The organism is Geminicoccus roseus DSM 18922, from assembly GCF_000427665.1.
Lineage (GTDB): Bacteria > Pseudomonadota > Alphaproteobacteria > Geminicoccales > Geminicoccaceae > Geminicoccus > Geminicoccus roseus.
In genome coordinates, this window is the sequence record NZ_KE386572.1 from 1,631,627 (window position 1) to 1,651,292 (window position 19,666).

Sequence of the window (19,666 nt, forward strand, 5' to 3'; positions counted from 1 at the left end):
GTTGCAGGAGGCACATTTCATGTTGTATTCACCACTGATCGTCTGAGGGGTCGATGTACGACGCAGCATTTCTCGATCGGCTGGAAGCTGGCCTGCGCGGTGCACTCCCGGCTTGGGGGATGGAGGCCGGTGTCTCGCTCCGCCTGCTCACGATCTCGGAGAATGCCACCTTCCTGGTCGAGGATCCGGTGCGCGGCCACCCGGTGATCTTCCGGGTGCATCGCCCGGCCTATCACGAGAAGGAAGAGATCATCTCGGAGCTGGCCTGGATCAGCGCCCTGATCGCCGACGGCACGGTGGCAACACCCCGGCCTCTCGCGACGGTCGGCGGCGATCTGCTCGGCTCCTTCGAGGATGGCGGCGACCTTCGCCATGTGGCGGCGTTCGAGTTTATGAGCGGAGCTGAGCCGGAGGCATCGAGTAGCTCGGTGCCCTGGTTCCACACCCTGGGAGCAGTCAGCGCGCAACTGCACGCCCATACCCGCGCCTGGGCCCGGCCCGGCACCTTTCGGCGCAAAACATGGGATTTCGACGCCATGCTGGGCCATCGCCCGCTATGGGGCGACTGGCGCGCAGGCCTGGGTCTGGACGGGCCGGGGCGACAGGTCCTGGAGCGGACCTCGGTCGAGCTCGAGCGTCGCCTGCGCGCCTACGGTCAGGCTCCAGACCGGTTCGGCCTGATCCATGCCGACCTGCGCCTTGCCAACCTGCTGGTCGACGGTGACCGGCTGGGGATCATCGACTTTGATGACTGCGGCTTCTCCTGGTTCATGTACGACTTTGCCGCCGCGGTCAGCTTCTTCGAGGATGACCCGGTCGTGCCGGACCTGCAGGAAGCCTGGCTTGAAGGCTATCGGAGCCAGGGCCAGGTCACCGCCGACGACCTGGCGATGATGCCGGTCTTCCTGATGCTGCGCCGGATGCTGCTCACGGCCTGGATCGCCTCCCACGCCGAGACCCCGACCGCCCAGGAGATGGGCGTTCCCTATACCGCCGGCACCGTCGTGCTGGCCGAGCGCTTCCTGGCCGAACAGGCCTGACCCGCATATCTGGGAGACATCTTGTGCCGGACGACCGCGCGATGCCGCAAAGCCAGCAGATCCTGGCGCTCAATGCCTTCGACGCCAGCCGTGCCGGCAGGTTGGACGACGCGACTGCGCGACTGGTGGAACGCCGACAGAAGACGTTCGGGCCGACCTCGGTGCTGTTCTACGAGGAGCCGATGCATGTCGTGTCAGCGAACGGCGTGTGGATGAACACGGCCGACGGGCAGCGCTACCTGGATGTCTACAACAACGTGCCCTCGGTCGGGCACTGCCATCCTCGCGTGGTCGAGGCGATCGCCAGGCAGGCCGGCCAGCTGAACACCCATACCCGCTATCTCTACGACATCATCCACACCTATGCCGAGCGGCTCCTGGAGACGTTCCCGGACGGGCTGGACAAGGTGACCTTCACCTGTACCGGCACGGAGAGCAACGACCTGGCGCTCCGGATCGCCACCGCGGCCACCGGCAGGCGCGGCTTCGTCGTCACCGACAATGCCTATCACGGCAACAGCTGGGCGGTGACCGATGTCTCGCCTTCCTCGATGCCGGGCAAGGCGCCGCCTCCGCATGTCCGGGTGATCCGGGCGCCGGATGTCTATCGCGCGCCCTCCGACGACCTGCCCGGCCGCTTCGCTGCGGACCTGCAGGAGGCGATCGACAGCCTGGAGGCGGACGGGATCGGCTTTGCCGCCTTCCTCGCCGACACGATCTTCTCCAGCGACGGGATCTATGCCGATCCCGCTCCCTTCCTGGGCCCGGCGGTTGCTGCCGCTCATGCCGCAGGCGGCCTGTTCATCGCCGACGAGGTCCAGCCAGGCTTTGGCCGGACCGGCGACGCCATGTGGGGCTTCATGCGCCATGGCGTGACGCCGGACATCGTCACCATGGGCAAGCCCATGGGCAACGGCTTCCCCATGGGCGGGGTGGTGTCGCGGGCGGATCTCCTGGAGGCGTTCACCAAGAGCGTCGGCTATTTCAACACGTTCGGCGGCAACCCCGTGGCCGCGGCCGCAGGCCTGGCGGTGCTGGACGTCATCGCCGACGAGGGATTGGTTGCGAATGCGGCCGAGGTCGGCACCCACCTGCGCGACCGGCTGCGCCACCTAGCCGGCAACGGCCACCCGGAGATCGGCGACGTGCGCGGGGCCGGGCTTTATGTGGGGGTCGACTTCGTGCGCGATCCGCTGACCAGGGAGCCGGCGCCGGAACTAGCGACGCGGGTGATCAATGGGTTGCACCGCAAGAACATCCTGATCGGCGCCGCGGGGCGGCACGGCAATGTGCTCAAGATCCGGCCACCCCTGGTCTTTTCCCGGCAGAACGCCGACCAGCTCGTCGACTGCCTGGGCGAGGTGCTGGAGGAGGGCTGACCCTCCTCCGCTTCAGCCCATCGCTTCGAGGGCGCCCAGCGATTCCGGCAGGACCTGGCCGCCATCCACCACGATGCTCTGGCCGGTGATGTAGGCTGCCTCCTCCGAGGCGAAGAACAGGGCGGCGTTGGCGATGTCGGCGACGCTGCCCAGCCGCTTCATCGGCACCGAGGCGGCCATGGTGGCCAGGTAGTCGTCGCCCAGCCCGTCCAGGCCTTCGGTCATGATGTTGCCCGGCATCACCGCATTCACCGTGATGTTCCACGGCGCCAGCTCGATCGCGGCCGTGCGCATGAAGCCGAGCTGGCCGGCCTTGCTGGCGCCGTAATGGGTCCAGCCCGGATAGCCGGTGATCGGCCCGGTGATCGACGAGGTCAGCACGATCCGTCCCTGGTTCTGGCGCTTCATCTGCGCGAGGCAGGCGCTGACCGACAGGAAGGTCCCCTTCAGGTTGACCCCGATCACCTCGTCGAAGTCGGCAGGGGTCATCTCGTCGAGCTTGGCTGCGGGAAAGATGCCGGCATTGGCGCACAGCACGTCGATGCTGCCATACCGGCCGACCGCCTCGGCGGCCATCGCCTCGCAACCGGCAGGGTCGGTCACGTCGGCTGCGAAGGCGGAGGCGTGCGGCCCAATCTCGCCGGCCACCTTCTCCGCGTCGCCCAGGTGCCGGGCGACCACCAGGACGTTCAGGCCTGCCTCGCCAAAGCGCAGGCAGAGCCCGCGGCCGATCCCCTTGCTGCCGCCCGTCACGATGGCGGTGCGCCCTGCCAATGATTTCAGCATCCCATCTTCCCCTTATGCCATGACATCGATCAGAGCGGCGATCCGATGCGGAGGGAAGAGGCTGAAGGTTTCCTCCCGTACCGCTCAGGTCTTCACCCAGGCCGCGTGCACGTTGCCGGTGGCCTTCAATTCCTGTGCCAGCCAGGGCAGCCCCACCTCGACGGCTGGGGGCAGGCTTTCCGGCGGGTTGATCACCAGGAGGCCGGACCCGGTCATGCCGCGACGCGCCTCGTCCGGCTCGACGCAGAACTCGATCCGGTACTGCCGGCCGATCTCGCTTTCCGCGAGCCCGCCCAGCATCCGGTCGGTGAACCGCCGGTCGATCACCGGGTACCAGAGCAGGTAGGTGCCGGTGCCCAGGCGCCGATAGGCCTTGATCAGGGTGTCCTGGACCTGGCCGTAGTCGGTCTTGATCTCATAGGAGGGATCGATCAGCACCAAAGCGTGCTTTTCCGGAGGCGGGAAGATCGCCGGCAGGCTGGCCAGCCCGTCCGCCTTGACCACCGCCACCCGCGGGTCGGTGCACAGGAGCGAGGAAAGGGCGGCGAAGTCGGTCGTGTGCAGCTCGAAGCAGACCATGCGGTCGCGGGCGCGCAGGAGCCGGTGCGAGATCTCCGGTGAGCCGGCATAGGCACGCGGCCCGTCGACATGGACCATCTCCAGCCAGTCGCGCAGAAGCGGCGGCGCCACGTCGATCCGCTGCAGGAGGGGCAGGATCCCGCTTCGCCACTCCGCCACCTTCTCCCCCATGTCGCTCTTCAGGTCGTAGAGGCCGGCGCCGGCATGGGTGTCGACCACCAGCAGCGGCCGCTCGTCGGCGGCGACGATCGCCTTGTGGATGAACTGCAGGGTGGCGTGCTTGAGGACGTCGGCGTGGTTGCCGGCGTGGAAGCCGTGGCGATAGCTGAGCATGACGAGTCACTGGATCCGATGGAAACGGGCTGGCCGGAAACCGCGAGCGGCGCCGATGCCGGACGGCGGGCTGCAGGGCATGGGCCGGCAGACCTGCTTGATAGCTCATTCGGCCAACCGGGTCAGTCCCTGCCAGTCTCGACCGGCATGAAGGACGTGAACTGGAACTGTCGGCCCTCCGCTTGTAGCCTCCACCGGGCAAAACAATGAACCAGCTCGCTCCGGAAGCTCATGGCCGACGACATCGACAATCTGGCGCGCCTGCGCACCGAGATCGACCGCATCGACGACACGGTGATCGACCTGCTCGTCGAGCGCATGGGCTATGTAGGGGCGATCGCGGCCGCCAAGGGGGTCGGCGATGGCCGGCTGGCGATCCGTCCCTCCCGCGAGGCGGCGATCCTGCGCCGCCTGGACGGCCGCGCCGACGGCAAGCTGCCGACCGATTCGGTGGTGCGGATCTGGCGCGAGATCATCAGCGCCGCGACCTCGAAGCAGACCCCTTACGCCGTGGCGGTCCAGGCACCGGAGGCCGAGCCGATCGCCATGGAACGGGCGCGCAGCCATTTCGGGATGACCACGCCCCTTGTCCGCACGGAGACCAGCGACCAGGCGCTCCAGCTGCTGCTCGCCGGCGAGGTCGCGGTGGCGGCGCTGGGGCTGTTCGATCCGGAGGACCGATGGTGGGCGAGGCTGCAGCCTGCGGAGCTGGAGGGACGCCAGGTGTTCGGCCGCGTGCCGTTCGTGGCCAAAGAGGGCATGGGCGAGGCTTGGCTGCTCGGCCCGGTGGCCCCGGAGCCGAGCGGCCAGGATCTCAGCCTGGTCCGGATCGGGACCGGGCCGGATTTCGCACCGGCGCGGCTGGTGGAGCAGCTGGCCAAGGCTGGCCTGCCGGTGCGGCATCTGGCGGTCGGCCCGGAAGGCGAGGGGGACGGCGTGGTCCATCTGGTCGAGGCGGACGGCTTTTTCGTGGCCAACGAGGACGAACTCGCCGAAGCCACCATCGTGCTTCGACACGAGCTGTTGCACTGCACGGTCCTGGGTGCCTATCCACAAGGCCTCGCCGCAGGAGCGGCCGGCTGACGCCGTTCGACGTTCGATCCGAAAGATGAGACGATCCATGATCCAGGGGCCGCGCCCACGGCCGGGCATTCTCGAGATCAAGCCCTATGTCGGCGGCAAGGCCGAGGTCGCCGGCGCCGCCAAGGCCGCCAAGCTCTCCGCCAACGAATCGCCGCTGGGCGCCAGCCCCCGGGCGAGCGCCGCCTATCGGCAGGTGGCCGACGAGCTGCATCGCTATCCGGAGGGCGGCTCCACCGAGCTGCGCCGGGCGATCGGGCGACGGATGAACGTCGACCCTGACCGGATCGTGGTCGGCGCCGGCTCGGACGAGCTGATCGCCCTGTTGATCCGGGCCTATGCCGGGCCGGGCGAGGAGGTCCTCTACAGCCGGCACGGCTTCCTGATGTACAAGCTCTCGGCGCTGTCCGCGGGCGCCGTCCCGGTCGAGGCCCCGGAGACGCAGCTGCGGGCCGACGTCGACCAGATCCTGGCCAAGGTCACCAGCCGCACCCGGATGGTGTTCCTGGCCAACCCCAACAACCCGACCGGCAGCTACCTGCCGGCCGAGGAGATCCTGCGCCTGCATCGCGGCCTGCCCCACGACGTCGTGCTCGTGATCGATTCCGCCTATGCCGAGTATGTGGGGGAGCCGGACTACGACAGCGGCCTCGCTCTGTCCTTGAGCGCCCCCAACGTCGTGATGACCCGTACGTTCAGCAAGATCCACGGCCTCGCGGCGCTGCGGGTCGGCTGGATGACCGCCTCGGCCGGGATCGTCGACGTGATCAACCGCATCCGAGGGCCGTTCAATGTCGGGGTTCCGGGCCAGGCCGCGGCGGTCGCCGCGATCGAGGACGTCGACCATCAGGCCGCCGCCAAGGCGCACAACGATCGCTGGCTGGGCTGGCTGGCGAAGGAACTCACCGGGATCGGCATCCAGGTCCATCCGAGCGTCGGCAACTTCCTGCTGATCGAGTTCCCCGACGTGCCCGGCCATGATGCCGCCGCCGCGGGCGAGTTCCTGGAGAAGAACGGCATCATTCCACGGGCGATGGCCTCCTACCAGCTGCCGCTCTGCCTGAGGGTCACGGTGGGCACCGAGGCGGAGAACCGCCGGATGGTCGAACTCCTGCAGGAGTTCATGGCCGGACAGCCCAAGCCATGAGCGGGGCGCGCTTCGAGCGGGTCGCGATGATCGGCATCGGCCTGATCAATGGCTCCCTGGCGCTGGCCATGCGCCAGGCGGGATTGGCCAGCGAGATCGTCGCCTGCGCCCGACGGCCGGAAACCCGGGCGCGCGCCCTGGAACTCGGCCTGTGCGATCGTGCGGTGGCCGATCCGGCCGAGGCGGTGGTCGGTGCCGACCTGGTGGTGCTGGGCACGCCGCCCGCAGCGCTGGGCGACGTCGCCCGGGCGATGGCGCCTGGGCTCGAGCCTGCCGCGATCGTCACCGATGTCGGCTCGATCAAGACCATGGTGGTGCGCGAGGTCACTGCCCATCTGCCCAACCCCGGCCGGTTCGTGGGCGGTCATCCGGTGGCCGGCACGGAGCATTCCGGACCCGACGCGGCGTTCGCCACCCTTTTCCAGAACCGCCGCTGCATCCTGACCCCGGTTGAGGACACTGATCCGGACGCGGTGGCGCGGCTCGTGGCGCTCTGGGAGGCGGTCGGCGCCACGGTCGACACGATGTCGCCGGATCATCACGACCGGGTCCTGGCGATCACCTCGCACCTGCCGCATCTGTGCGCCTACACGATCGTGGGCACCGTCGCGGACCTGGAGGAGCATCTGAAGTCGGAGGTGTTCAAATATGCCGCCGGCGGCTTCACCGACTTCACCCGGATCGCGGCCTCCGACCCGACCATGTGGCGCGATGTCTTCCTGAACAACAAGGAGGCCGTGCTGGAGATGATCGGCCGGTTCATGGAGGACCTGGTGGCGCTGCAGCGGGCGATCCGCTGGGAGCAGGGCGACATCCTGTTCGACCTGTTCAGCCGTACCCGGGAGATCCGGCGCAGCGTGATCCAGGCGGGCCAGGCCTACGAGCGTAAGCCGCAGCTTAAGGACGACTGAAGTTTCCCCAGATGGCGGACCCCGCGGCCGCTCGCTATATGGGGATGGTCGCGGATGAGGCTTTGCCCCTCCTCCTCCCCCCCCTGGACCCTCGGTGTACTGCCTGAAATGACTGACCCGGATCTCGTCTGGACCTTCGGCTACGGCTCGCTGATGTGGCGGCCGGGATTCGAGCCGGATGCCTTCGAGACGGCGAAGCTGACCGGTTTCCAGCGCCGCCTGTGCATCCGCTCCGAGCACTACCGCGGCACCGCGGAGCAGCCGGGCGTGGTCATGGGCTTGACCGAGGGCGGCGTCTGCATCGGGCGCGCGATCGGCTTCCGGGCCGAGCGTGCGCCGGAGATCATGGAGTATCTGGACGCCCGCGAGCTGCTCACCAACGTCTACGAGCGGCGCCTGGTACCCCTGGAACTGCTGGAGTCCCAGATCACCGTGCAGGCCTGGGCCTATGTCGCGCGACCGGACCACGAGCAGTATTGCGGCAGCGCCGACGAGGCGATGATCCTGGAAATGGTCCGGCATGGCTGCGGCAGCTCGGGGACCTGCCGGGAATACCTGGTGAACACGCTGGACCATCTGGTCGAGATGGGGATCGACGAGCCTCATCTGCGCGCGCTGGCAAGCCGCCTGGTGGCCGCGCAGGATGAGGTCAGCCAGGGCTGATCGGGATCTCGATCAGGTTGGGCAGGCCGGAGGCGATGCCGGCCCGGATCGCCTGGGCGATGTCCGCCGCCTTCTCCACCCGCCGTGCCGCCACCCCCATCGACGCCGCCAGCGCCAGGTAGTCGATCGCCGGGTTCTCGATCTCCATGGCGATGAATCGGTTGCGGCGCGCCGACAGATAGCCGGACTGCGACTTCATGAAGTTCTTCAGGACGTTGTACTCCCGGTTGTTCATCACGACGAACGTCACCGGCAGCTTCTCGTAGGCGGCGGTCCAGAGGGCCTGGGGGGAGTAGAGCGCTGCCCCGTCGCCGACCAGGGACACGACCGGCTCGCGGCCAAGGCCCAGGGAGAAGCCGACCGCGGCGGGCATGCCCCAGCCCAGGCAGCCGCCGCGCATGAACGAGTACTGCCGATAGGACGGGCTGTTCAGGAACTGGCGGAGATGGGTGGAGGTCGCGATCGCCTCGTCCACGATGGCGGTCTCGGGCCCGACGCCGCGGGCCACCTCGCGCGCCGCGACCATCGGGGTGATGCGCGGCTGGCCCCATTGCGCATCCGCGGCGGCCTCCAGGCGGCCACGCCGCTCGGTCATCGCCCGGGTCGCCTGCTCCAGCTGGGCGGCATAGGCGGGGGCCTTGGAACGCGCGGCCTCCCGCAGCAGCGGAAAGAGGGCCCGCAGCGACGACTTGATGTCGCCCACCACCGACAAGGGCGTGACATAGGTGCGGCCGAGGTCACGGACGTCGGCGGACATCTGGTAGACGCGGCAGGACGCGGGAACCGCCGGGCCTTCCGTGTAGAGGATGGTGATCAGCGACTTGCCGCCAAGCGCGAAGATGGCGTCGTAGCCGGCGAGCCTTGCCGCGATCTCGGTGGCCTTGGTGGGCATGTTGCCCGACCAGAGCGGATGGCTGGTCGGAAAGGGGATGTGCGACGGCCAGGAGGCGCCATAGACCGGCGCGCCCAGCATTTCCGCGAGTTCGACCAGTTCGGGCGCGGCATCGCTCGGATAGACTTCGTCGCCGGCGATGATCGCCAGCCGGCCGGGCGGGATCGCGGCCAGCTCCGCGGCCAGCCGGTCCAGGGATCCCGCGACGGCGCACCGGTCGATGGTCGAGGGCTCGGCGATGCCGACCGTGCTCATCTCCTCCATCACGTCCATGGGCAGGGACAGGAAGACGGGACCCATCGGCGCCGCGCTGGCATCGTGGAAGGCACGCCGCACCAGGACCGGCAGCTGGTCCGGATGGGTCACCTCCTGGGCCCACTTCACCGCAGGCGTGGCGATCCGCACCAGGTCGCCGAACAGGAGGGGATCGGTGAGGACATGGCGGGAATCCTGCTGGCCCGCCGTCACCACCAGCGGCGTCTGCATGACGCTGGAATTGAGAATGTTGCCCATGCCGTGGCCAAGGCCGCCGGCGGTATGCAGGTTGATGAAGCCCGGCCGGCGCGCCGCCTGGGCGTAGCCGTCGCCCATCGCGACCACGCTGGCCTCCTGCAGCCCCCAGATATAGCTGATGTCCGGCGTGTCGTTCAGCGCGTCCATCAGCGGCAGTTCGGTCGTGCCGGGGTTGCCGAAGATGTACTCGACGCCCTCGCTGCGCAGGACCTCCAGGAGGATCGCTGCTCCCCGCCTGGGTTTCGCCTGCTCGACCGAGGTGACCGGGGAGATCGGCATGGACAGGCTCCGTGGCGGGATGGCTCTTCGCACCGGTAGCAAGCCCTGCGCCCGGATCAAGCCGCCATGGGAAGTGCCACCGTCGCAGCCAAGCGCACGGTCAGCCGGCGCACGCAGGGATGCCGCGCCAGCCGCGCCTCCAGGGTGCCGAGGTCGGCGCCGGAAGCGGCTCCCAGCATCAGCCGCACCGAGCTCCCCTCGCCCTGCTCCTCGACCGTCATCCCCACGATGGCGAGCCCGAAGCGCTGCGCGTCGTTGAGCAGGCGGATCAGGCCGTCATACGGATCGGTGATCAGCGCCGATACCTCGACCTGGGTGCGGCTTGCCTGGGCGCTGTGCATGGGAACTCCCTTCTACCCGCCGGATCGCGATGCTTGGCCGGTGAAGGATGAATAGGCGCATCACAGCAGTGATGTTTCCCGAACTTCGGGCTATTTCTGCCTCCAGGCAGCATGAGATTCAGGACAATGAGCAGATCGCAGAAAAACAATCTGTCTGTTGGCAGTCTGCCGGTCCGCGGCGGCGCTGAACTCGATCTGATCGACCGGCGCATTCTGTCGGCGTTGCGCTCCGACGGGAGGCTGACGATGGCCGAACTGGGGGAGAAGGTGGGGCTGTCCGCATCGCCCTGCTGGACGCGGGTGAAGCGGCTGGAGGCAAGCGGGTTGATCAGCGGCTACGTGGCGCTGCTCGATCACGGAGCGCTCGGGCTGCCTGATACCGTGTTCGTGGAGATCACCTTGAACCGGCATGACGACTCGGCCCTGGAGACGTTCGGCGAGCATCTGGCGCGCATTCCCGAGGTCATCGAGGCGCATCTGGTAACCGGCGAATATGACTATCTGGTGAAGGTCGCGGTGGCGGGAACGCAGGATTACGAGCGGTTTCTGCGCGACCGGCTCTACCGGATCGAGGGCATCCGCCACACGCGGTCCACCTTCGCGCTGCGGGCGATGAAACGGTCGGTCTGCGTCGACCCGATGCAGATCGTCTGAATCGCGTCTTCGACACCCCAAACGGCGGAAGCGAACTCATGCGCTTCCGCCGGTCTTCGGTATTTCGGGCATCGGCGACGCCCGGGATTGCTGGTTCCAGTTGTCCAGATTGGATCGCTTTTACAGCCGATCCTCTAGTACGGCTGCGAAACAGCCGTTCAGTAGTTGACCTGCAATGTAGAAGTATTGGTCGATGAAGGGCGCCTCATCATCGACCTAGGAGCGACATTGACGCCATACGGCAGTGGTGGTCGCTCAATGATAACCCGGTGGAGTGATGTTATCCATGACCCCTCTTTTCCGGCCTCACCAGACGCGGTTGTTCGACACTTTCGATCAACTTGCTTTACGCATGGAGGGTGAAGCAAGTGGCCGGACAACTCTCGCGTGCTACTGATATTGAGATGGTGCCCTGGTCCGGTCAAGGCCTTGCCAAGTCTTTTTTCAGTGCGGCGTCCGCGACCGATTCGCCCTGCGCTTCCGTCACCAGTCGGGCGGTTGCGGCCTCGATCCGTTCCTCGAGAACGCGCATGAACTCAGCACGCGGCAGGCCCGTCGGAATCGGCTCCAGGAACTCAAGCACAATGGTGCCGGAATGCTTGGCAAAGGAGCGGCGTCCCCAGAACACACCGGAGTTCAGCGCCACCGGCACGCAGGGCCGATTGAGCTTCCGGTAGAGGGCCGCCACGCCCGGCTTGTAGTCTGGTGGCGCCCCCGGCGAGCGCCGGGTGCCTTCGGGGAAGATCATGACGTGCAGGCCGTCGGCCATGGCCCGCTCGGCGCCCTCTACCAGGGATTTGAGCGCCCTGGCGGCCGCCCCCCGGTCGATCCGGATGCAGCCGGACTTCATCAGGTAGCGGCCGAAGATCGGGATCCTGGTCAGCTCGTACTTCAGCCCGACCGAAAGGTCGTGGACAAAGGTGTGGAAGGTCAGGGTCTCCCACGCCGACTGGTGTTTCGCCGCAATGATGACGGGCTCGGCAGGTAGATGATGCCGGCCGCGGATCTCGTGGCGGATGCCGACGACCCAGCGGAGCAGGAACAGGATGCCGCGTTCCCAGCCCCGTGCGTAGGCGCGGGTGCCGGCTGAATCCAGGAACGGGCCCACCGGCAGGATCACCAGCAGGGCCAGGAGCGTCCAGGTCCAGATCAGGACGTTGAAGACGGCGGATCGGATCAGGGTCATGCGGACGGCAATGTGCGGGTGAACAACTGGCCAAGTTCCGGCTGTGGATCGTCGATGCCGGCCAGGCGCAGGGCATGCCAGGCCATGGCATGGTTGGATGAGGTGACGGGCTTGCCCAGCCTGCGCTCGATGTTGGCAGCGGCAGCCACCAGCCGGATTGAGGTGCAGGATACGAACACGGCGTCAACGTCGGCCTGGCTCCCGAGCTCCAGCACGGCCCGCTCGATCGAGGCTGGGGACATCCGGCCGACCTTGCCGTCGTCCTCCTCGTTGAACGAGCCGAACACAGGTACTTCCAGCCCCCGTTCCTCCAGGTAGCGGATGATTCCCAGGTTGACGTCCTCGCGGTAGGGCGTGAGCAGCGCGATCCGGCGGGCGTCCAGCGCCTGCAGGGCAATGCGGACCGCGGTGATGGGCGTGGTGGCGCGCGCCTCGGGCTTTTGCCGGTTCATCAGCGCCATCACGTGTTCCTCGCCCAGCACCATGGAGGCGGAGGTGCAGCCGAATGCCACCACGTCGAACCGGTGGCCCGGCAGGAGCAGGTCGGTGGTGGGGCCGATCAGGGGCTCCATGGCCCGCAGGCTTGCCGGCGTGATCTGGGGATCGACCGGGATCCTGGCATGGTAGAGGCCGACGCCGGCCAGGTCGCGGAAGATGCCGCGCCACTCGTACTCGATGGTCTGGTCGCAGCCCAGCACCACCAGGCCCAGCCGCGCGCGCGGCGCGATGCCGTCGTCGAGCGCGAACGGCAGATGGTTCAGGACGATCCGTTCGGCGCCTGGCGGCATGGGTGATCCTTACCCCACATAGAGCATGGTCGAAACGTCGTGCTCCGGCTTGCGGCCGGCGATCAGGTCGGCCGCGATCCGGCCGGACCCGCAGGCCCATGTCCAGCCCATGTGGCCGTGGCCCGCATTGACCCAGAGATTGTCGAACTTCGCCTTGCCGAAGATCGGCAGGGCCGAAGGTGTCATCGGGCGAAGCCCCGCCCAGTATTCCGGCTCCGCGTAGTCGCCGGCGTCCGGAAACAGCTCCTGGGCCGCCTTCAGCAGGCCGGTGAAGTCCGACGGCTTGTGCGACCAGTCGTAGCCGGCGAATTCCGCGATCGCGGTGAGGCGGACATGCTCGCCATAGTTGGCGAACGCGAACAGGTTGTGCTCGTCGACTCCGGAGAGGCGGGGCGGGTTGTTGCGGCCGGCGACCGGAATGGTGACCGAATAGCCCTTCACCGGGTAGATCGGCAGGTTGAGGCCGATCGTGCGGCCCATGGTGGCGGCATAGCATCCGAGCGCCAGCACATAGGCGTCGGCCTTCACCTCGCCCTGATCGGTGACGACCCTGGCGATCCGGCCGCCATCGGCCTCGATCCGGTCGATGGTCTCGTTCAGGCGGAACGCGACGCCGCGCTCGATCAGCCAGGTCGCGATGCTGCGGGTGAACATCCGGGCATCGCCGGACTCGTCGCCGGGCACGTAGAGCGCGCCGGCGAAGCGATCCTGGACCGGCAGGTAGACCTGGTCGATCTGCGCTGCCTGCAGGGGATCGAGCTTGCGGACCTCCACGCCCAGGCGCCGCATGATCTGGGCGTTCTGGTCGGCCTTCTCCAGCGCCGCCTCGGTGCGGTGCAGGTACATGGCGCCGCCGCTGGCCGCGCCATAGGCGACCCCGGTTTCCTCCACCACGCGGTGGAGCTGCTTCTGGCTGTAGAGGCAGAGCCCGACCTTGCGCGCAGTGTTGTAGTTGGCCCGCGCGGTCGTGCAGTTGCGCACGAAGCGCAGCGCCCACTTCCAGAAGTGCGGGTCCTTCTGCAGCTTGAAGCGCAGGGCGGTATCGTTGCGGCCGATCGAGCGGATCAGCGTTTTCAAGGCTGCCGGCGACGCCCAGGAAAAGGCGTGGCCGGGGGCGATCATGCCCGCGTTGCCGTACGAGGTTTCCGAGGCCGGCTGGCTGCGCCGGTCGATCACGATCGGCTCGTGACCATCCCGGAACAGTTCGTAGGCCGTCATCGTGCCGGCGAGCCCGGCACCGAGAACCGCGACGCGCATGATCGCCCCTTTCGGTGGCCTGACCTCAGTCGAGGGCGGCGGTGACCATGATCTCGACGGTGTAGTCCGGGGTCGCGAGCTTGCTCTCGACCGTGGCGCGCGCCGGCGCGCAGTCCGGGGCGACCCAGGCATCCCAGGCCGCGTTCATCTCGGCGAAGGTCGAGATGTCGGACAGCCAGATGTTGGTGGTGATCAGCTTGGTCTTGTCGGTGCCGGCCTCGGCGAGCAGGGCATCGATGCGGGACAGGATGTCCTTGGTCTGATCGGCGACCGGCTTGCCAGGAGCGCCGGCGGCGACCTGTCCGGCTAAGTAGACGACGTTGCCGTGGATGACGGCCTGGCTCATGCGCGGGCCGGGCTGGATGCGGCGGATCGTCATGCGATGTCTCCTGCTGACGTTGGCTTGTCGCGGCATACATGAGCAAGCGTGGGCAAGGAAGCTTCGCCCGCTCTGATGGAGAGCGCAGGATGCACCCGGAACGCTGGGTCCAGGTCCGGCCGGAAGGCCTTTATGTCGTGCCCGGGGACTTCTACGTCGACCCGGTCCGGCCGGTGCCGCGTGCGGTCGTCACCCACGGCCACAGCGACCATTGCCGTCCCGGCCACCAGGCGATGCTGGCGACCGAGCAGACCCTGACCATCGCCCGGGCCCGGCTGGGAGAGGGAGCGGCGCGGACCCAGCAGGCAGCCGCCTATGGCGAGACCATCCGGATCGGCGAGGTCGACCTTACCCTGCTGCCGGCCGGGCACGTGCTGGGCAGTGCCCAGGTGCTGATGGAGCACCAGGGCGGCCGGATCGTGGTATCCGGAGACTACAAGCGGCGCGGCGATCCAACCTGCCCGGACTTCGAGCCGGTCGTCTGCGACGTGTTCGTGACTGAGGCGACCTTCGCCCTGCCCGTGTTCCGTCACCCGCCGGTCGAGGGCGAGATCGCCCGGCTGCTGCACTCGGTCGAGCTTTTTCCCGATCGCTGCCACGTGGTCGGCGCCTATTCCCTGGGCAAGGCGCAGCGGCTGATCGCGGAGATCCGGAAGGGCGGCTGGGACCGCCCGGTCTATGTCCATGGCGCCCTTGCCGCCATGAACGAGGTCTATCGGGCCTATGGTGTCGACCTGGGCGACCTCCGCCCGGCCACCGCCGGCGTGAAGGGCGAGCCCCGCCGGGAACTGGAGGGAGCGATCGTGATCGCGCCCCCCTCGGCGATCGCCGACCGCTGGGCCCGCCGGCTGCCTGAGCCGGTGATCTGCCAGGCATCGGGATGGATGCGGGTCAAGCAGCGCGCCAAGCAGGGGGGCATCGAGCTTCCGCTGGTGATCTCCGACCACGCGGACTGGGACGAACTGTTGCAGACGCTGGACGATGTCGGCGCCCCGACCGTGTGGATCACCCACGGCCGCGAGGAGGCGCTGCAATACGCGGCGAAGCTGAAGGGCCATGAGGCGAAGGCGCTGCGGCTGGTCGGCTACGACGACGAGAATGCCTGACCGCCTACGCCATTCGTCCGGATCCCGCCGGATGCAGCCGGCCAAGGCTCGACCGGACCGGGTCGGCCATGGCAGGTTCCGCCCGCCATCGAAGGAGATGACATGCTCTCTTACGTCAATCTCGGCACCCACGACCTGGAGCGGGCCGGAAAATTCTATGACGCGGCCCTGGCTCCGCTTGGCTATGTCCGGCTGGCGACCGTGCCGCGCGAGATCGGCTACGGGCCCAAGGGGGGCCAGGCCCGGCTGTGGGTGCTGCTGCCGTTTGACGACCGTCCCGCCAGCTGGGGCAACGGCACGATGATCGGGCTGGTGGCCAAAGACGAGCAGAGCGTGCAAGCGGCCCACGCCGCCGCGCTGGCGAATGGAGGCCACGACGAAGGCGCTCCGGGCCCGCGGCCGCAATATGGCGCCGACTTCTACGGTGCGTACGTCCGTGATCCAGACGGAAACAAGCTAGCATTTGTCGTCAGAGATGAGGTGACACCTACACAGCTTTGATGCTTAATGCCGATCGATATGCGGATTGCATGCCCAGGCTTGTCACATCTTGGGCCGGACCGGGCATGGGAGACCAACCATGAACCAGCTGACGAGGGCAGTACGCTACGTCGCAGTCGGCAGCCTGCTCCTTCCTGGACTGGGCATGCTGTTCCTCTTGGCGCGCGCTGTCGCAGATCAGCTCGGCACCTTGCTCGGGATTCCCGCGGCGGCAGCGATCCTCATGCTGGCGCTGCTCTGCGCCGTGCTGGGGCTGACCAATGGCTGGATGTCCAGCCCGTCCCGCGATCAGGAGATCTGAACCCGCTCACGCTGGTCGGGGGCACGCCTCAGCCCTAGTTGTTCGTGGCCGGCACACGGGCTGGCGATGGACGCGTGACGGGTGCCGGCCTTGAAACTGTTCTCGGAACTCCTGGATCGCCTCCTCTACACGCCGGCGCGCCTCACCAAGATCGCGCTGATCGAGGACTATTTCCGGCAGGAGCCGGACCCCGATCGCGGGCTGGGCCTGGCTGCCCTGTCGGGCACGCTCAGCCTGGCCGCGGCCAAGCCGGCCCTGATCCGCAGCCTGATCGCCACCCGCGCCGATCCGGAACTGTTCCGCTGGTCCTATGATTTCGTTGGCGACCTGGCCGAGACGGTGGCGCTCATGTGGCCGGAGCGGCCGACCAACCGCGCCCTGCCATCATTGGCCGAAGTGGTCGCCACGCTCGACGACACGCCCAAGGCCGGCCTGGCGACCGAGGTCGCCGGTTGGCTGGATGCGCTGGACGCCACCGGCCGCTGGGCCCTGCTCAAGCTGATCACCGGCAGCCTGCGGGTCGGCGTGTCCGCCGGGATCACCAAGGCGGCGCTGGCCCGCTATGGCGCCGTCGATCCGGCCGATGTCGAGGAAGCATGGCATGCGACCACCCCCCCTTATGCCGAACTGTTCGCCTGGCTGGACGGCCGCGCCGCGCAGCCGCTGACGGCGGAGGCGCCGGTGTTCCGGCCGCTGATGCTGGCGCATCCGCTGCAGGCCGACGACTTGGCGAAGATCGCGCCCGAGGACTATCTTGCCGAGTGGAAATGGGACGGCATCCGCGTCCAGCTGGTCTCGGTGGGGCCGAACCTGCGCATCTACTCGCGCAGCGGCGACGACATCTCGGCCGCCTTTCCGGACCTGGCGGAACGGGTCGGCTTCCAGGGCGTGGTCGACGGGGAACTGCTGGTTGTTCGTGACGGCGAGGTCGCCCCGTTCAACGACCTGCAGCAGCGGCTGAATCGGAAGGCGGTGACCGCCGCCATGCTGCGCGACTACCCGGCCTTCGTGCGCCTGTACGACCTGCTGTTCGACGGCAGCGAGGATCTGCGCCGGCTTCCGCTCATCGAGCGGCGGGCCCGGCTGGAGGCCTTCGTCGCGCGGGAGCAACCCGCCGGGATGGACGTCTCGCCCCTGGTGCCGACCATGGATCTGGAAGAGCTCGACCGGCTGCGGCTGGCGGCGCGGCAGGGGGGAGCCGTTGAAGGGCTGATGCTCAAGCGCCGGGACAGCCCTTATGTTGCCGGCCGGCCCAAGGGCTTGTGGTGGAAGTGGAAGCGCGATGCCCATCTGGTCGACTGCGTGCTGATGTACGCGCAGCGCGGCCACGGCAAGCGCAGCTCGTTCTATTCCGACTACACGTTCGGAGCCTGGAAGGATGGGCCCGAAGGGGCGGAACTCGTCCCGGTCGGCAAGGCCTATGCGGGCTATACCGACGAGGAGCTGAAGCAGCTCGACAAGTGGATCCGCGACCATACCACCGAGCGGTTCGGCCCGGTGCGGGCGGTGAAGCCGGCCCTGGTGTTCGAGATCGCCTTCGACAGCATCCATCCTTCGACCCGGCACAAGTCCGGCGTGGCGATGCGTTTTCCCCGGATCTCACGGATTCGCTGGGACAAGCCGGCCGCCGAGGCGGACCGGCTGGAGACGTTGATCGCTCTGATGGAGTAATCAGCACTCCCTTCGACCTGAAAGCTTCCAGAAAATTCTTTCTCCGACCTGCATCGGAAATGGTGTGCCCAATGGTACATCTATAAGTGGGCTTGCGCAGGTGCAGCGTTCAGGGAGGAGAAAAAAGTATGATTACTTAGGCTGACCCGGAACAGCAAGACTGCATTCGTCGTCGTGATCTGGCCGGATGTCTTCCAGATGCTTTTGTTGCTCGCCCTCGGCGAAGCCGCGGATGTTGTCGGCCTGTCCAATAATTTTGTCTGGCAGGCCGAATATTAAGAAAACATTTTGTTTCATCACAGAATGATGATAAGAAATTGATTTATCTACCGACGGATGCCGTTTGAGAAACGAGCATGTCGCGTAGGTCGGAATTTGGGACGCCTGCCCTGTTTCCTGTCGTGAGCACAAAAGATCTTCAGACGTGCTTTGGTCTGCTGCTGGAGCATGCGCTGTCAGGCAGAATCCTTTCTAGGGATACATGCAATGACCAGATCTATACAGTCGGGATCGATGGATCGGACTTGGTGGAGTGCCGCCAGGATCGGCATGCTCGCCGCTGCGATGGTTGTCGGTGCCGCCACGTCCAGTGCCGCCACCGAGCTGAAAGGCACCTTCCGCGGCAATGCGTTCGGCACTGAAGCCAATGCCAAGGCCGGCGACGTCGCGGTGTCGCTTGGGCGCTCCGCCTATCTGCCCTGCGGCTGCAAGGGCACCGGCGGCAAGACCGTCACCAACCGGGTCGACAGCGTCCAGGCCCGCGACGTTGCCCGGGCCGACGTGCTGCTGAGCACGCTCCGCACCACCCGGGATGCGGCCAATGCCTTCGTCACCACCAGTTCCACCGTTTCCGGGGTCAATCTGTTCAGCGGCCTGATCACGGCGACAGCGATCAAGGCGGTCGCCAGCACCAGGGCGACCTCGACGTCGATGAGCAGCTCGATCGCCGGCTCGACCTTCACCAACCTGAAGGTCGCCGGCGTCAGCGTCAGCGCCGACGTGGCACCCAACAAGACGCTGGCCCTGCCCGGGATCGGCAAGGTCACCTTCAAGAAGACCGCCACCACCTCGACCTCGACCGTCAACCAGATCACCGTCGACATGCTGGTGATCGACGTCACCATGAACAACAGCTTCAAGCTGGCGATCGGGGCGCAGATCAAGATCGGCCATGCCTTCAGCGGTTACTGGCGGGCTCCTTCCAACGTCGAAGTGGGCGGCCAGGCCTGGGCTACCGAGTCGAACACCAAGGTCGGCAAGGATCTGGTCAACCGGATCGGCCGCGCTGCCTTCGTGAGCTTCAGCTGCGAGGGAACCAGCGGCAAGACGCGCACCAACAACGTGGCTGGCACCTCGATCGGCAAGATCCTGACCTATGGGTCCGGCTACACCACCGGCACCGGCGGCCCGAACGCCAGCGGCGCCACCGCCAAGACCACCGCGACCCTGGAAAGCGTCAAGCTGCTCAACGGCCTGATCACCGCCAGCATCGTCAAGGCGGTGGCCGAGGAAACCATGGTGAACGGCAAGCTGACCCGCTCGACCAAGGGCTCCGGCCTGATCGGCCTGAAGGTGATGGGGCTGAGCATCCCGGCCAACCTGCCGCCCAACACCAGGCTGGCGCTGCCCGGCATCGGCTACGTGATCGTCAACGAGCAGCTGTTCCCCACCGGCTCTCGCAGCCGGACCCAGGTGAACGGGCTGCACGTGGTCATCACCAGCGTCCCGCTCCTGGGAAGCCTCGGCCTGCCGGTCGGCAGCGAGATCATCGTCGCCCATGCGGATGCCTTCGTGCAGAAGTGATCCTCGTCCATCATGGGGCAGACATGGGGGCGGATCCGTCACGCGGGTCCGCCCCGATCATGTCCGGGCCGCGATGG

At 67.3% G+C, this 19,666-nt stretch carries 20 protein-coding genes; 12 read left to right on the forward strand and 8 right to left on the reverse strand.

The window, feature by feature from the left end:
• Positions 1 to 53: 53 nt before the first annotated feature.
• Positions 54 to 1,040, forward strand: a complete 987-nt coding sequence (locus GEMRO_RS0108830; protein ID WP_027133694.1) for a phosphotransferase enzyme family protein — start codon at positions 54 to 56, stop codon at positions 1,038 to 1,040.
• 41 nt (positions 1,041 to 1,081) lie between these two features.
• A complete protein-coding gene (locus GEMRO_RS0108835; protein WP_027133695.1) occupies positions 1,082 to 2,419 on the forward strand; it encodes an aspartate aminotransferase family protein in 1,338 nt (445 codons plus the stop codon).
• A 12-nt stretch (positions 2,420 to 2,431) separates the two neighbouring features.
• Here GEMRO_RS0108835 and fabG read toward each other — a convergent pair whose 3' ends face one another.
• Both fabG and GEMRO_RS0108845 read right to left on the reverse strand, forming a co-directional pair.
• A complete protein-coding gene (fabG, locus tag GEMRO_RS0108840) occupies positions 2,432 to 3,205 on the reverse strand; it encodes a 3-oxoacyl-ACP reductase FabG (protein WP_027133696.1) in 774 nt (257 codons plus the stop codon).
• An 84-nt stretch (positions 3,206 to 3,289) separates the two neighbouring features.
• Positions 3,290 to 4,117: a 23S rRNA (adenine(2030)-N(6))-methyltransferase RlmJ gene (locus GEMRO_RS0108845; RefSeq protein WP_027133697.1), complete on the reverse strand. Its 828-nt coding sequence runs from the start codon at positions 4,115 to 4,117 to the stop codon at positions 3,290 to 3,292.
• 231 nt (positions 4,118 to 4,348) lie between these two features.
• On the opposite strand from GEMRO_RS0108845, the gene GEMRO_RS32545 reads away from it, so the two are divergent.
• The 4 genes from GEMRO_RS32545 to GEMRO_RS0108870 all read left to right on the forward strand — a co-directional run bounded on the left by GEMRO_RS32545 (position 4,349) and on the right by GEMRO_RS0108870 (position 7,918).
• On the forward strand, positions 4,349 to 5,200 hold the full coding sequence (locus GEMRO_RS32545; protein ID WP_027133698.1) for a chorismate mutase: 852 nt from the start codon (positions 4,349 to 4,351) through the stop codon (positions 5,198 to 5,200).
• A gap of 25 nt (positions 5,201 to 5,225) precedes the next feature.
• Positions 5,226 to 6,344, forward strand: coding sequence for a histidinol-phosphate transaminase (gene hisC, locus GEMRO_RS0108860; protein ID WP_035484983.1), 1,119 nt, complete (start codon positions 5,226 to 5,228; stop codon positions 6,342 to 6,344).
• A complete protein-coding gene (locus GEMRO_RS28580) occupies positions 6,341 to 7,255 on the forward strand; it encodes a prephenate/arogenate dehydrogenase family protein (RefSeq protein WP_035484985.1) in 915 nt (304 codons plus the stop codon). Before hisC ends, GEMRO_RS28580 begins: the two co-directional genes overlap by 4 nt.
• A 108-nt stretch (positions 7,256 to 7,363) precedes the next feature.
• Complete coding sequence (locus tag GEMRO_RS0108870) at positions 7,364 to 7,918, forward strand: gamma-glutamylcyclotransferase (RefSeq protein ID WP_027133700.1); 555 nt, start codon at positions 7,364 to 7,366, stop codon at positions 7,916 to 7,918.
• Here GEMRO_RS0108870 and GEMRO_RS0108875 read toward each other — a convergent pair.
• Positions 7,905 to 9,602, reverse strand: coding sequence for a thiamine pyrophosphate-binding protein (locus GEMRO_RS0108875; RefSeq protein WP_027133701.1), 1,698 nt, complete (start codon positions 9,600 to 9,602; stop codon positions 7,905 to 7,907). The genes GEMRO_RS0108870 and GEMRO_RS0108875 overlap by 14 nt on opposite strands.
• 56 nt (positions 9,603 to 9,658) lie before the next feature.
• Positions 9,659 to 9,943, reverse strand: a complete 285-nt coding sequence (locus tag GEMRO_RS0108880) for a hypothetical protein (RefSeq protein ID WP_027133702.1) — start codon at positions 9,941 to 9,943, stop codon at positions 9,659 to 9,661.
• 126 nt (positions 9,944 to 10,069) lie between these two features.
• On the opposite strand from GEMRO_RS0108880, the gene GEMRO_RS0108885 reads away from it, so the two are divergent.
• Positions 10,070 to 10,597, forward strand: a complete 528-nt coding sequence (locus tag GEMRO_RS0108885) for an Lrp/AsnC family transcriptional regulator (RefSeq protein WP_084506730.1) — start codon at positions 10,070 to 10,072, stop codon at positions 10,595 to 10,597.
• Positions 10,598 to 11,018: 421 nt separating this feature from the next.
• Here the strand turns inward: GEMRO_RS0108885 and GEMRO_RS0108890 are convergent, their stop codons facing one another.
• The 4 genes from GEMRO_RS0108890 to GEMRO_RS0108905 all read right to left on the reverse strand — a co-directional run bounded on the left by GEMRO_RS0108890 (position 11,019) and on the right by GEMRO_RS0108905 (position 14,207).
• Positions 11,019 to 11,717: a lysophospholipid acyltransferase family protein gene (locus GEMRO_RS0108890; RefSeq protein ID WP_240476638.1), complete on the reverse strand. Its 699-nt coding sequence runs from the start codon at positions 11,715 to 11,717 to the stop codon at positions 11,019 to 11,021.
• A 62-nt stretch (positions 11,718 to 11,779) separates the two neighbouring features.
• Positions 11,780 to 12,571 (reverse strand): maleate cis-trans isomerase family protein, encoded by a 792-nt coding sequence (locus GEMRO_RS0108895; RefSeq protein ID WP_027133705.1) that lies wholly within the window; start codon positions 12,569 to 12,571, stop codon positions 11,780 to 11,782.
• A 9-nt stretch (positions 12,572 to 12,580) separates the two neighbouring features.
• Entirely contained in the window at positions 12,581 to 13,828 is a 1,248-nt protein-coding gene (locus GEMRO_RS0108900; protein WP_027133706.1) for a D-amino acid dehydrogenase, read from the reverse strand.
• 25 nt (positions 13,829 to 13,853) lie between these two features.
• Positions 13,854 to 14,207 carry a RidA family protein gene (locus tag GEMRO_RS0108905; RefSeq protein WP_027133707.1) on the reverse strand — a complete coding sequence of 118 codons (354 nt, stop codon included), beginning with the start codon at positions 14,205 to 14,207 and terminating at the stop codon, positions 13,854 to 13,856.
• 89 nt (positions 14,208 to 14,296) lie between these two features.
• Here GEMRO_RS0108905 and GEMRO_RS0108910 point away from each other — a divergent pair, with 89 nt between their 5' ends.
• The 5 genes from GEMRO_RS0108910 to GEMRO_RS0108935 all read left to right on the forward strand — a co-directional run bounded on the left by GEMRO_RS0108910 (position 14,297) and on the right by GEMRO_RS0108935 (position 19,589).
• Positions 14,297 to 15,313 carry a ligase-associated DNA damage response exonuclease gene (locus GEMRO_RS0108910; RefSeq protein ID WP_027133708.1) on the forward strand — a complete coding sequence of 339 codons (1,017 nt, stop codon included), beginning with the start codon at positions 14,297 to 14,299 and terminating at the stop codon, positions 15,311 to 15,313.
• A gap of 102 nt (positions 15,314 to 15,415) precedes the next feature.
• Positions 15,416 to 15,814 carry a VOC family protein gene (locus GEMRO_RS0108915; RefSeq protein WP_027133709.1) on the forward strand — a complete coding sequence of 133 codons (399 nt, stop codon included), beginning with the start codon at positions 15,416 to 15,418 and terminating at the stop codon, positions 15,812 to 15,814.
• 79 nt (positions 15,815 to 15,893) lie between these two features.
• Positions 15,894 to 16,115 (forward strand): hypothetical protein, encoded by a 222-nt coding sequence (locus GEMRO_RS0108920; RefSeq protein WP_027133710.1) that lies wholly within the window; start codon positions 15,894 to 15,896, stop codon positions 16,113 to 16,115.
• 90 nt (positions 16,116 to 16,205) lie between these two features.
• Complete coding sequence (locus GEMRO_RS0108925; protein WP_027133711.1) at positions 16,206 to 17,786, forward strand: cisplatin damage response ATP-dependent DNA ligase; 1,581 nt, start codon at positions 16,206 to 16,208, stop codon at positions 17,784 to 17,786.
• Between the two features lie 549 nt (positions 17,787 to 18,335).
• Positions 18,336 to 19,589 (forward strand): choice-of-anchor P family protein, encoded by a 1,254-nt coding sequence (locus GEMRO_RS0108935; protein WP_027133712.1) that lies wholly within the window; start codon positions 18,336 to 18,338, stop codon positions 19,587 to 19,589.
• The last annotated feature ends 77 nt before the right edge of the window (positions 19,590 to 19,666 follow it).